12 protein-coding genes and 1 pseudogene are annotated in these 13341 nt (G+C 54.8%); 1 reads left to right on the top strand and 12 read right to left on the bottom strand.

All coding sequences use genetic code 11. The annotated features are described in order from the left end of the window. Window positions 1–7: 7 nt before the first annotated feature. The 8 genes from U869_RS0117220 to U869_RS0117185 all read right to left on the bottom strand — a co-directional run bounded on the left by U869_RS0117220 (window position 8) and on the right by U869_RS0117185 (window position 7468). Window positions 8–991 carry a substrate-binding domain-containing protein gene (locus U869_RS0117220; RefSeq protein WP_025121711.1) on the bottom strand — a complete coding sequence of 328 codons (984 nt, stop codon included), beginning with the start codon at window positions 989–991 and terminating at the stop codon, window positions 8–10. A 13-nt stretch (window positions 992–1004) separates the two neighbouring features. Then, window positions 1005–2045 (bottom strand): ABC transporter permease, encoded by a 1041-nt coding sequence (locus U869_RS0117215; RefSeq protein WP_025121710.1) that lies wholly within the window; start codon window positions 2043–2045, stop codon window positions 1005–1007. Then, window positions 2032–3492 (bottom strand): xylulokinase, encoded by a 1461-nt coding sequence (xylB, locus tag U869_RS0117210; RefSeq protein ID WP_025121709.1) that lies wholly within the window; start codon window positions 3490–3492, stop codon window positions 2032–2034. Before xylB ends, U869_RS0117215 begins: the two co-directional genes overlap by 14 nt. Before the next feature lie 4 nt (window positions 3493–3496). Further along, a complete protein-coding gene (locus tag U869_RS0117205; RefSeq protein WP_025121708.1) occupies window positions 3497–4138 on the bottom strand; it encodes an SIS domain-containing protein in 642 nt (213 codons plus the stop codon). A 205-nt stretch (window positions 4139–4343) separates the two neighbouring features. Further along, window positions 4344–5282, bottom strand: a complete 939-nt coding sequence (locus tag U869_RS0117200) for a sugar-binding transcriptional regulator (protein WP_025121707.1) — start codon at window positions 5280–5282, stop codon at window positions 4344–4346. Between the two features lie 503 nt (window positions 5283–5785). Then, a complete protein-coding gene (locus U869_RS0117195; protein WP_025121706.1) occupies window positions 5786–6145 on the bottom strand; it encodes a hypothetical protein in 360 nt (119 codons plus the stop codon). Window positions 6146–6380: 235 nt separating this feature from the next. Further along, the gene (locus tag U869_RS0117190) at window positions 6381–6902 is read right to left on the bottom strand and encodes a chromate transporter (RefSeq protein WP_025121705.1); all 522 of its coding nucleotides are present in this window, start codon (window positions 6900–6902) and stop codon (window positions 6381–6383) included. Continuing rightward, a complete protein-coding gene (locus tag U869_RS0117185; RefSeq protein ID WP_025121704.1) occupies window positions 6899–7468 on the bottom strand; it encodes a chromate transporter in 570 nt (189 codons plus the stop codon). The genes U869_RS0117190 and U869_RS0117185 overlap by 4 nt, the downstream gene beginning before the upstream one ends. A 99-nt stretch (window positions 7469–7567) precedes the next feature. Here U869_RS0117185 and U869_RS0117180 point away from each other — a divergent pair, with 99 nt between their 5' ends. Further along, entirely contained in the window at window positions 7568–8479 is a 912-nt protein-coding gene (locus U869_RS0117180; RefSeq protein WP_025121703.1) for a LysR family transcriptional regulator, read from the top strand. A gap of 7 nt (window positions 8480–8486) precedes the next feature. Here U869_RS0117180 and licT read toward each other — a convergent pair whose 3' ends face one another. The 4 genes and pseudogenes from licT to U869_RS0117160 all read right to left on the bottom strand — a co-directional run. Continuing rightward, complete coding sequence (gene licT / locus U869_RS0117175; protein WP_025121702.1) at window positions 8487–9326, bottom strand: BglG family transcription antiterminator LicT; 840 nt, start codon at window positions 9324–9326, stop codon at window positions 8487–8489. Between the two features lie 12 nt (window positions 9327–9338). After that, window positions 9339–10754, bottom strand: a complete 1416-nt coding sequence (locus U869_RS0117170; RefSeq protein WP_025121701.1) for a glycoside hydrolase family 1 protein — start codon at window positions 10752–10754, stop codon at window positions 9339–9341. Further along, on the bottom strand, window positions 10751–12616 hold the full coding sequence (locus U869_RS0117165; RefSeq protein ID WP_025121700.1) for a beta-glucoside-specific PTS transporter subunit IIABC: 1866 nt from the start codon (window positions 12614–12616) through the stop codon (window positions 10751–10753). Before U869_RS0117165 ends, U869_RS0117170 begins: the two co-directional genes overlap by 4 nt. A gap of 273 nt (window positions 12617–12889) precedes the next feature. After that, window positions 12890–13318, bottom strand: a pseudogene (locus U869_RS0117160) (DapH/DapD/GlmU-related protein); the annotation flags it as partial. Between the last annotated feature and the right edge of the window lie 23 nt (window positions 13319–13341).

The raw sequence follows: 13341 nt of genomic DNA, 5'->3' as shown, positions 1-13341 counted from the left end.
TCGAAGATCAGTACGCCGCGCTCATGGCTTCGTTGGCGTTGTCCTTGTTGACCAGCAGCGGCGGGCTATTGAGGAACTCTGGCACCTTCTCGCCGGCAAAATGCTGTTTGACGCTGTCCACCAACAGCTTGGCCAACTTGACCGGCTCCTGGATGGCACCGGCTTTCAGCACCTGGTTATCAACGATCTTTTTCACGCCTTCCTTATCGACGAAGCTGTAGAGCGTGACCGTACCGCTTTTGCCCAACTGCTCAATCGCGGCGTTAGCGCCCAGCGCGGCGGGTTCGGTGTTCGAGAACACAATCGTCATTTTCGGGTTACCCTGTAGCATTTCCGTCGTGACCTTCAGCGAGGTGGTTTCCTCGACTTTGCCATTCACCAGCGCCACCACTTGCAAACCTGGGTTGCTGGCGATCGCTTCCTTGAAACCGTCATCACGCGCATTGGCCGAAATCGAGGTGGGTTCACCCACAATGCCAATCTCTGCCTTGGCATCCGGCCCCAGATCTTTGAGCAGTTGTTGGCCGATAAACTTGCCCCCTTCACGCTGATCGGTCTGCACGCCCTGTACCATGGAGACGCCCTGCTGCTTCATGCCATCCGTGTCTGGCATGATATTGATGGCAAAGGCCGGGATGTTGGCCTTGTTAAGTTCGCCGATCACCGCTACGCAAGGGCCCGATGACACACAGTTCACCGCCACCGCATCGACCTTTTGCTGGATAAAACTCTGCACTTGCGACAACTGTTTGGCATCGTCGTTATCGGCAATCGAGACCTTGACGTTGAAGCCCTGGGCCTTGCCGTTTTCTTCAAAGCTCTTTTTCATCGCCACATAATACGGGTTGGTCAGATTGGGCAAGGTCACGCCCAAGGTTTTGGCTTGCGATCCTCCGGCGGTTTCCGTCGCCTCTTCCCGATTACATCCCGTCAGTACGGCGGCTAACATCACCACCGAAGTGGCAAGCATAAATTTATTACGCAGTTGCATGGCCTGTTCCTCTTTATAGGGTACGTTGTGGTTTTTCTACGATCGGTTCGCTGGCCGGTTTACGTCTTTTCAGCCAAGGAAGGGTGATTTTTTTGCTGCTTCGCAGGGTGTCGAACGTTACGCCGAACAGGATGATCAAACCGATCACCAGCGGTTGCCAATAGGCGCTGACGTTCATCACGTTCATCAGGTTGGAGATGGCGGCGATCAGCATCGCGCCAATCATGGCACCAATGATGCTGCCGGTGCCGCCGAACAGGCTCACACCGCCGACGACCGCCCCGGCGATGGAGAAGAACAGTTCGTCGCCCCGTCCCGCCGTTGGGTAACCTGTCATCAGGCGAGAGCCATAAATCAACCCACCGCACGCGGCACACAGGCCGGAGATGGCGTATACCAGCAAGGTGATGCGTGGAATACTGATCCCTGACAGGCGAGCCGCATCGGCGTTACCGCCAACCGCATAGATATGTGTCCCGGTAATGGTACGGCGCAGGAATATCACGGCAATCACAATGGCCAGCAGCAGCGCGATAACCGGGAACGGAATGCCCAAAGGTTTGGATTGGCCGATCAGGCTATAGCCGATCTGGGTGACCCGAATGGACTCGGCCCCGGTGATAATTTGTGGAATGGAAGCCGCCACGCCCATCATGGCAAAGGTCACAATAAACGGTGGCACCCCGGTCCGCTCAATGATCAAGCCGTTGATCAGCCCGGTTAATGCGCCAACCGCTAATACCATGGGTACGGCAAGCTGCCACGGTATACCGAACTTCTCCATCAACAACGCGCCGACCACGCAGGTCATCGCGACAATCGAACCGCAGGACAGATCGATACCGCCGGTCAGCAGCACAAACGATTGCCCCAGGCACAGAAAGCCGATCACTGCACCGTTGAGCAACAGCACCATCAGGTTGGATACCGTCAGGAAGTTGGGCGAAGCGATAAAGCCGCCCAGCATCACCAGCAGGAAGACCACGGCGATCCCCGTTTCGACGGGAACCTTGATTGGCTGTCTGGCAGGCTTGAGATGATTATTCTGGCTCATGACTATTCTCCAAATAGGCCTTGGCACCCAGCGCGTATTGCTGCAACACATGCCGACTATCGGCGCGGGGTTGTGCAACGCGCTGGAGCTCAACGCTCCAACGGGCCGCCATGGTGACATTGCTGCAGCCAGACACGATCGCTGCGGCCTGAATTGCCGCCCCTGCGGCGGCGGTTTCACTCACCGGGCTGACCCACACCGCTTCGCCCGTCAGATCGGCAAGGATCTGGCGGTAGGCCCGTGAGCGCCCGCCGCCACCGGTCAACAACAATCGCCCACCGCTAGTGTTAAAACCGCATTGCAGTAACGTCTCCCTGCCCATCAACAATCCGCAAAGCACCCCCTCAACGGCGGCACGCGCGATATGCGCACGGGTGGTGGTCGTGCGAATGCCTGAAAGCTGTCCGTGAGCAAACGGCAAGTTGGGCGTTCTCTCTCCATCCAGATATGGAACCAGCGTTAATCCCTCGGCTCCGGCAACGCAGGACAAGGCCAGCTCATCAAACTCCTCAGTGGTTAGCCCCAAAATTCCCCTGAAGGTATCGGTCACTTTGGCCGCGTTGAGCGTGGTCACCATCGGCATATAGCGTTCCCCCGCATCGGCGTAACCGTTTAGTGTTCCGCTGGGATCGATAATGCCGTCCGCAGTGATGCCATAGAGCGTACCGCTGGTGCCAATCGAGATGGCGATATCACCGGGTTGCAGGTTCATGCCCAACGCCGCCGACATGTTGTCACCGGTGCCTACGCCGACCCATGCCCCGGTCAGTTCAGCAAACCCGGCGCTAGCCTGTACCTGCCCCGCAGCCTGGCTGGAAGGAATGATCTGCGGGAACAAAGACAGCCAGTCGATTTGCGGATCAATCAGCGCGGTTAACTGCGGCTGCCAGGTATTATTAAACGGGTTGAAATAGCCGGTGCCGGAAGCCCCACCGCGCTCGGCAACAAAGATGCCGGACAGCCGATAAACCAGATAATCGAACGGCAACATGATCCGCCGGATCTTTGGCAATAACTCCGGGTGATGCTCGGCCGTCCAGGTCAGTTTCGAGATGGTCATGGCCGGGCCAGGAACCGAACCGGTGTTGGCCGCCCATTCCTGCGGCGCAAGCTTGCTGCAAAGCGCCCTGGCCTGCGCCTCTGACTCGGTGTCGTTCCACAGCTTTGCCGGACGTAATGGCCGATCGTGCTCATCCAACATCACCAGGCCGTGCCCTTGCCCACCAACGGCAAGTGCCGCGATACGGGGCCAGTATTCCTTAAGTTGCCCCAGCGCCGTGCACAGCGCCTGCCACCAGGATTCAGGATCCTGTTCGCTGCAAGGCGGTGTGGTTGGCGGATGTGGTGCACGAGCCTGCGCAATCACCTCGCCGGTGGCCAGATCCCGCACTAGCACCGTGCAAGACTGCGTTGAAGAATCGATACCAGCAACCATATCGCGTGCCATGTGCTTACCTCTGTTCGCCGTGGTGCAAACGCTTCAGGCTATCTTCCGCATGTTTACCGACCGCGCCCGCAGGATGGGTATAGAAGAACGATTCCCACTCATAGCCGCGCAGGCGACGGGTGATTTCCACCAATACGTCGGTCAAGGCAGAGAAAGACAGCGTACAGCCGGTGGCAATAACGCCGCCTAAATCGCAGTCTTGCTCCAGCGGGATATGCAAAACGTGGTCGGCCGACTGACTGAGCGGCGATCCGGGGTTAGCCGTGACCACCACCAAGTGATTGGCCAAGGTACGACCACGCTGGCAGAACTCGTTCAGCTCCAGTGAACTGCCCCCTTTGGAGAAGGCCAGAATGATGTCGTGCTCTGTCAGAACGCCCAACCCACCATGTAACCCATCGCCAGGGGACAAATGGAAAGCCGGGGTACCGCACACGGAAAGCAAATGCGCGGCGCGGGCGGCAACGGCGCCACTGGTGCCGCTGCCGGTGACCAGAACCTTGCCCTGACAACCGGCAAACAGCTTGGCAACATCGCTAAGCACCTGCTGGGTAAACAGTCCTTTAATCGCCTCAACCGCTCTGATCTCGGCTTCGGTCACCTGCGCGGCAACCTCACTGAGATTAAAATCAATTTTTACGCTCATTTGATATCAAACTCCGCTCATTTGTTTAATACCTAAGTTACGCATTTGGGCCAAGGGGGCAATCAGATTGTGTCCCAGATCGATCATTGGTCACAGATTTACCCGTAATTAGCCCGGGAATGGCGAAATAATCATCGATGTTGCTTTGGAAGAGGTGAAATAGGCAAGCGGTGCCGCGCTCAAATGAGCGCGACGTAGAGCGGAGTTAGAGAGACAGGAGGTAGCGCGCCGTGCCGGCATCAGTCACTAATGTGGTGACCCAGTTACCTTTGAGCGTGGCGGCAATGGCGGTGTATTTTTCTTGCCCACCGGCAATTGCAATCACTTCGGGGATCTTGCGTATTTGAGCCGGGCTCATGGATAGGCTGAGTTGATCGAGCGGAGAAGGCACCATCTGCCCCTGCTCATCCATCAGTGCCGTACAGAGATCCGCGCAGACGCCGCCGTCCAGCACTTGCTGACGCCAAGCGGCCGGGAAGGTGCTGAACATACAGGATTCCGGCTGCACCCAGGAGCCAATCCCGGTGATCAGCACGTCCAGGTGGTTATAACGCTCGTGTACCGCGGCAACGCTAGGCTCGCGCAGCAAATTGCGCGCCGTTTCCAGGTTATCCACCCACATCGGGATATAGATAGGGTGCGCCTTGCCACCGCCCACCTGCGCAATGCGGTGCACCAGTTCAATGGAATTGTGCGAGAACTCCATGCCGGGCAAAGCCCCGGTTGCCTGGACGACATCAAGGAACGGCAAGTGTGTCAACGCATCGGCCATTGCGGACAGCACCCGCCCAGAGGCGATGCCGACGCTCATCCCCGGCGTCAATATCTCTTCCACCACCGAGGCCGCCAGCGATCCTAATTTTTGCATCAGGGTTTTGGCAGCGGCGTCCGGCCCGGACAGTACCACCGCCTGCTTGATCGCAAACCTTTTGGTCAGGCGTTGCGAAAGCTCGCTATCAATTTCATCTTGTTCGGCGATCACGAACTTCACCAGGCCACTCTCGATAGCCTCATCGAGTATTCTGGCCACGCGAAAGCGCGAAATAGCCAGGTCTTCGGCAATCTGGCTCTTGGTGCGGCGTTCGATAAAGTAGGCCTTGGCCACGGCAATCGCCTGGATTTTCTGTAGGGGTTGTATCGACATGCAGGCTCTCCTGACCGTTGCAAGTGGTGCCGCTATCGATAAATGCTATCACATCAACTGATAAGTCACTTAACTCAAATGAGCAAAATTTGTTGTTTAGTGTCTGCTGCTTGCTACGGAGAGGATCAGGAATGAAAAAAAGCCACCTGCGATACGGGTGGCTGGAGATTAATGATAACGGGCACAGCATGCAGCGCCCCTACGCGTTGAACCTGTTAATATCCTGGCATTGGCCTCATCAACCCACTATTTGGGAAAGAAATAATTAATCACAAGGAAAACTAATTTACCTACCACATAACAGCACGAGAGAATGACAACTGTGTGAGAAATATTGGCTGGGGCAGCATACCAACCTGACGACCACACACAGGCCCCTTTTAAAAAAGCGGATGCTATAAAAAAGGCAATCAAAGAGGCAGCTATATTTAAAAACGTTCTCATTAAATGGGTCCAGGAATAAGTAACCGGTATATTTTAATCAATGCGTTAATATGGGTGAGCTACCACGAGCAGGATCCACTGGAGTTAGAACCGCAGTTGTTCCCAGCACTGCCAATCCCGCCGCCATTACCGTTACCGCCCCCATTATTTCCGTTATTGAGACACCCGCCGTTAATTCCGCCATTAATGGCATTTGCTAATGCACCGCCTGGGCCGCCGAGGGAGCCCGTGATTGCACCACCCACTACGCCGGTAAAACAGCCGGGATCAGCGTATTTATCATAAAACCCGTCAGAGTTATTACCTTTTCCTTTGTTACCCTTACCATTGTTCCTACCACCGTTATCCGTACGGTCACCGCGATTATTGCCGCGCCCGCCAGAGATTTGATCTAACAATGCAAGATCCAAGAGTTCCATAGACAATTCCTTTGTTGTTGATGGTGTAGCGATTTAATTATTGCCCCATCAGAGGAAATTATCAATAAAAAATAAAATTGGTATTTTTAATTTTAAGAGTCTAATCACAGAATACACCCTGCATTATTAACCTTATAAATTACTTTAACCGTTAAAATTATTTAATAACTTAGCGGGATAAAACCCTATATAAACCTATGTAGGGCGCTGTAGCGCCCTTTAGATGATTAATGATTTAACTAATCAATAATCCCAATACTGCACCACCCGCTAATATCCACAGCGGATGGATGCGTTTATTCATATTCAGCAACGTCGCTAACACAATCAATATCGCCAACCGCCAGTTGGTCGCCGAAGCCTGGGCAATCAACACGCCGCTGGCAACAACCAACCCGACGGTGACCGGGATCAGCCCAAGCTGTACCACACGCCGCCAGGGTTTATCTTTAAAACGCCGCCAAGCGCCCATCACCAGGATGGTGACGATGGAAGACGGCCCAAACTTGGCTACCGAGGAAACCAGCAGCCCGGCCCAACCCGCCACGTGCCAACCAATCAGCGGCACGATCATCATATTCGGCCCCGGCGCCGCCTGTGCCATGGCGAACAATGCGCTGAACTCCTGAGCGCTCATCCATTGGTGGACTTCCACCACCTGGCGCTGCATTTCCGGCAGGATGGTAAAACCCCCGCCAAACGCCATCAACGAAAGCTCGGTGAAAATCACTGCCAGCGAGATTAACACCGCTATCATGATGGCTTTCTCCAGGCCAGCAGAATGCTCAGCGGAGCCAGCACCAGCATGGTCGGCAGCAACGGCAGGCGCAGCCAGGCGATCGCGACCAGAGCAACGCCAACAATCACCAACGGCAACCATTTCCCCCACAGCGGCAACAGCATTTTCAACCCGGTAGAGAGCAGCAACCCTGCCGCCGCTGCGGCTAACCCGGCAAATACGTGCTGCACATGCACATCGTTTTGATAACGGGCATAAATCACGCCCAGGCCAACCACAATCGCTGTCGGAGCGCAGATCAGCCCTAGCAAAGCACATAACGCGCCGCGCAATCCGCGGAACTCCATCCCCACCGCCACCGACAGGTTAATGACGTTGCCACCCGGCAGGAACTGGCACAATCCCAGCAGTTCGGTGAACTGTTCTGCGGTTAACCAGCGGCGCTGTTCCACCAACATACTGCGCGCCAATGGCAGCACCCCGCCAAAACCAATCAAGCCAAGCATGAGAAAACCTGAAAACAGTTGGCCATTGCTCGGCGGCTCACTGATCCCGTGATCTTGTAGCGCGTTAGAGTCAGACATTACATTTCCCACATCACCTAAGTTGTTATCTGGAATGATGCGCTTGGCCATGCCATGATGTCTAATGCATTTCCAAACCAGTATCGATACCTATAAGGTATGAAAATGATTGAACTACGCCGACTGCGGGCGTTTGTTACCGTAGTCGAAGAAGGGAATATCACCCGTGCCGCCGCTCGGTTGCACATTCAACAGCCGCCGCTGACCCGTTTACTGCAAGGGCTGGAGGAAGAGTTGGGTGTGAAACTACTGCAACGGTTGCCGCGTGGGGTGCGCACGACAGAGGCGGGAAGCGTGTTGTTTAACGAGGCCAGAACCTTGTTAACGCGAGCAGAAAACTTGAGCGAAGCCGTACGGCGTGCAGCGCGTGGTGAACAAGGCCATCTGGCTATCGGTTTTACCAGTTCGGCTGCGCTGCATCCGTTTGTGCCCAACCTGTTACGCCGTTACCGCGATATTCTGCCTGGGATCACCACATTGCTAGAAGAGGCTGGCAGCGGTGAACTGATGGAAGCTTTGGTGGATGAACGCCTGGATGTGGCTTTTGTACGCTCACCGGTTAGCGGCATACCTGGGCTGCTGATTGAACCCGTATTGCTTGAGCCGATGCTGATCGCCTTACCGGTAGGCCATCGCCTGGCGATAGACAGCAGCGAAAAGGTTCCCTTGGCCGAACTGACCCACGAACCGCTGATCCTTTATCGTCGCCCGGCAGGCCAAGGTTTGTATGATGCCATTCTGGCAGCCTGCCACCGTGCCGGTTTCAGCCCACGTATTGTGCAGGAAGCACCCCGCCTGCCCGCCACGCTGAATCTGGTTGGTGCTGGCCTTGGATTGTCGATCGTCCCCGCATCCATGCGGCGTCTGGGGGGCGACGGGATCGTTTTTCGCAGCATTGCTGAAGAGGCACAGCTTAGCGCCCCGCTGTATCTGGCACTGCGTGAAAACCGTCAGTCACCGCTGATTACCCGGCTGCGCCAGCTGGTGGCCGAAACGGTGAACTCACTGTAGACCGGGCTTAATCATCCCGATCGACAATCCGCGTCAGGTGGATGACCAGATACAACAGTTCGTCATTGGACATCTCCATTTGCAGCAGATTCTTCACATAATCGCGGATCACCAGCGCGCAGCGATAGGCGTCGGGGTACTCTTTAGTTGCCTGCGAGAACAGAAAATCGTCTTTAGACTTCACCTGCTTATTGTCGATCATCCGCTGAATGAAAAACTGCATATGCAACAGAAAACGCGAGTAATTGAGTGAGTCAGTCGCGATTTCGATACGAAAATGGTATTTGATGATATTGAAAATATCTTTCAGCATCTTCACCGCCAAAAGCGTGTGCTCCATGCTTTGCACGTCGGTCTGGCCATTCACCAGGTGAAAGGCAATGTTCCCCGCCTCGGCTTCTGGCAGCAGAATATCCAGGCGCTGGTTGATCCGTGTCAGCGCCTGCAACGCTACGGCGAACTCTTGCGGATAAAAGCGTTTCACTTCATGCAACAGCCGGTTCTGAATGACGATGCCTTTATGGCAGCGCTCAATGGCAAAACTGAGATGATCCACCAGAGTGAAAAAGATTTGTTCATTGACCCGGCCGCCGAGCTGGCTATTGGCCAGCCGCAGGATCATCTGCACCAGTTCAATGTGCTCTTCCGGCGTGGTTTCTATCAGGCGCAGGTGATCGTGGCCTTGTTGACCATTCTGCACCACATAGACTTTTTCTATGCTGGCCGCAGCCAGCACATCCCCCACTTTGCTGTTAAACCCGATACCTTTACCCATCACGATAACTTCGCGGTTATCGCTGTCGGTGGACAGTACCAGGCTATTATTGAGCACTTTGACGACTTTCATCATGACACTGTGTTATCCACGCTGTTGGCCGTTCGAGGCGATCAATCGCTGATACCAGCCAAAACTGTTCTTTTTGATACGCCGCAGGTCGTACAGATCCTGCTCGCCACGGTTGACATAGATAAAGCCATAACGCTTGGCGTAACCCTGATGCGTGCTGACCAGGTCGATTGCGGCCCACGGGCAGTAGCCCAGCAGATCGACACCATCGTTGATCGCCAATTGCATCTGCTCGATATGCGCTCGCATAAAATCAATGCGGTAGTCATCATTGATGATATCCCCTGGCAGCAGTTGATCCGGCGCACCGATACCATTTTCGGTAATTAAAATCGGCAACTGATAGCGCTCATAAACCTTGCGCAACGTCAGCCGCAGGCCGACGGGATCGATCACCCAACCATAGCGCGTTTTATCAACATATGGGTTTTCAGCCGCCCGATACACGCCAGGCTCGCCCAGCATAATTTGCTGATCCCCGGCACGAGCGCTGATATCGGAAGCATCTCCACGGCTGGCTGCAATCGTCGCAGTGGAGTAGTAGTTGATCGCCACATAATCAGGTTTGCCTTGCAGCAGTATCGCCGCATCCTCTGCTGCCATGCCAGGGGCCAGCCCACGATCCTGCATATACCGCCAGGCCAGTGCATTGTAACGGCCATGCACGGCAACATCCAGAAAGCTCCAGCAGCGCAGCGTTTCCCAGTTATGAGCGGCGATGGCATCCAACGGGTGACAGGTTTCCTGATACATGGAGGTGGTATTGATCGCCGGGCCAATTTTCCCCGCCGGGCAGCGTTGATGACACAAAGCCATGACCCGCGCCTGGGCTACCAACATATGATGGCTCTGTTGATACAGCACCGGCCTGGTTGGCAGTTCACCGCCCTTTGGCACACCGATAGCACCAGGATGCAGGATCATGGTGTTCTGCTCATTGATGGTCAGCCAATAGTTGACCTTATCACCAAAGGCAGTAAACAGGACGTCCGCATACTCGACAAAGGCATCGATAGTCTGACGGTTGCTCCAACCGCCCTGTTGCTCCAGCACATAGGGCAGATCGAAATGATAGAGCGTGACGACCGGTTCAATGCCGTGTTTGAGCAGTTCATCGATCAGGTCGCGATAGAACGCCAGACCAGGCTGATTCACCTCGCCCCTGCCGTTCGGCAAGATGCGCGTCCAGGCTACGGAGAAACGGTAGGCCTTCAGGCCTAATTCGGCGAACAGCTTAACGTCCTCGCGGAAACGGTGGTAATGATCGCTGGCCACCTTAAAATCGGCCGTTCCCGCAGGATGATCGAGCATATCGACAATCGAAGGGCTTTTCCCCTCTTCGTCCCATGCTCCTTCGACCTGATACGCCGAGGTTGAGGCTCCCCACAGGAAGCCGGGTGGGAAGTCGTTTAGTTGCTGGTATTTCATACCTGTTCCTCCCCGATATTGAGCGCGACAATTTGCTCGCCAAAGCTTACCGGGCCAGGCTGCCGGCAGCTCAGCCGTGGATATTGCTCACTATTGACCACCAGCACCGGCGTGATGATGTCATAACCCAGCGCAGTGATGGCGGCAATATCAAAACGTACCAGCTCATCGCCAGTTTGCACCCGGTCACCTACCTGTAATTGGGAGGTGAAATGCTCGCCGTTGAGATTGACGGTATCAATGCCGATATGCATCAGCACTTCCATCCCGTTATCGGCCTTAATGCCCACAGCATGTTTCGAAGGTAAGAAAGTCACGACTTCGCCGTTTACCGGTGCGCGCAGGACACTTTGCTCCGGCACAATCGCCACACCGTTGCCCAGCAGCCCTTGCGAGAAGACGTCGTCATTCACCTGTTCCAGTGCCACCAATTGACCAGCCAACGGGCTGTGCAGCAACTCATCGCGATCAGACGGAGCCTTATCTGTTGCAACCGCCTCTTCAACTACCGGATCCTCAAAGCCCAGGATCCAGGTCAGCGCAAAGGTCATCACGATGGCGATGACGCAGGTGATCAGGGCATGCACGATATTCATCGGGTTTTCACCGATAAACGCCGGTAACGCCGCCAATCCTGGCGAAACAAAGGCGTAACGCACCAAACCACTCACTCCGGCATAGACACCGGCACAACCGCCACCGATCATGGCCGCGATCAGCGGCCTGCGCAACTTCAGCGTGACGCCGTACAAGGATGGCTCGGTGATCCCCAGCAGCGCGGTGAAACCGGCAGATGAGGCCAACTGACGCAGATTTTTGTTCTTGGTGCGGAACGCTACGCACAAGGTCGCCGCGCCCTGTGCAATGTTGGAAGCCAGCATGCCGGGGCCATTAATCATCTCAAAACCGTTTTTACTCAGTTGCCCGGTGGCGATCGGTGTCATTGCCCACGCGGTGCCGGTGATCACCAGGAAGGGTTGCAGCCCGCCCATCAACATCGGGATCAGCCAACTGGCCTTGCCATCAATCACTGCCGCCCCGCTGGCGACCAGATCGTTGAGGAAAATACCGAATGGCCCCACCGCCACCAAGGCCAGCGGCGTGGTGACCAGCAGAATGATCATCGGCTTGGTGAAGAACTTGATCATGGTCGGTGAGACTTTTTCGGCAAAGCGCTCGATATAGGACATCAACCAAACGGTGAAGATGATCGGCAACACCGAACCAGCATAATCGGCCAGCCGCACCGGGATACCAATAAAGTCGATTGGCGAACCTGCGGCCAACATTTGGGCAAGATTGGGATGCAGCAAGGCTCCCGCGATGGTCATTGCCAGGATCGGGTTACATTCAAACTTGATTGAGGCCCCATAAGCCAGCAACACCGGCAGGAAAAAGAAGGCAGCATCGGCGATGGTATCCAGCAGATGGTAGGTCGGACTGGCAGCGCTGATCGCCCCGGTCAACTTGAGGATCGCCAGCAGCGCCTTGATCATCCCTGCGCCGGTAATGGCTGGGATCACCGGCGTGAAGGTGGTCGAAATCACGCTGATAATCTGCGTAAAAATACCGCCCTTGGCTTTGTTCTTCGCCTGTCCGACTGCCTTGCCCACCGGTTGGCCAATCGCTTTTTGCAACACACGGAAGGTCTGTTGCACGTTGTTGCCCACCACAATCTGGAACTGGCCGCCGCGTTCCACCACGCTGATCACACATGGCAACGCTTCGATGGCTTTCGCCTCCACCAGGCTGTCATCGTTAAACTCCATCCGCAAACGAGTCGCACAGTGCGTCAGCTTGCTGACGTTATCCTGCCCACCGACCAGCGCCAAGATATCTAATCCCAACTGGTTATAATCCATAAGTTTTCCCCGGTAAAAAAAGCAAAAAAAAAGACCAAAATGAAAATGCTCCTCTTCGACAGAAGAAGTGCATTTCTATTTTGGTCTTGCCTGCTTACGCAGTAACACGCCATCATAAAAATGATTGGTAGCTGTAGGCTACGGCGCAAGTATTACCGCGGAGGCGATCGTCAGGCAACCGGCAGCGGTAAGCTTTGTGACTCGCGTCACGTTGCTTGCGGCAAAGGCAGCCTACGCTGCCACACCTTCAGTTGATAGCCAGACAGAACGACGTTAGTCTTTAAAATCCCGGTAATAATACGCTTTATCTCTGTCCGTGATTTCCCTGAGCACTTTGCAAGGCACGCCAACGGCAACGACATTCGCAGGAATATCTTTCGTGACTACGCTACCCGCACCAATCACTGAGTTTTCACCAATGGTGACACCGGGGTTGATGACAACCTGGCTACCAATCCAGACATTGTTGCCAATAGTCACCGGGAATGAATACATTTCCCCGGACTTTCTCAGCTCATGATGTACCGGATGCCCGGTAACAGAAATCGTGACATTCGGCGCAATGAGTACGTTATCACCAATAGTTACCCGATGATCGTCCACAATGGTAAAGTTGAAGTTGGCGTAAAAATTAGCACCGATATAAATATTGCTGCCGTAGGAAAAGTGAATGGGAGGTTCAACCCACGGGTTATCCCCTATTTTTGGTCAAGTATTCAATGTGT

Source organism: Serratia sp. H1w, assembly GCF_000633355.1.
In the GTDB taxonomy this organism is placed as follows: domain Bacteria; phylum Pseudomonadota; class Gammaproteobacteria; order Enterobacterales; family Enterobacteriaceae; genus Chania.
The sequence above is the reverse complement of the archived record's forward strand: the minus strand, read 5'-3'. Positions and strand labels throughout refer to the sequence as shown.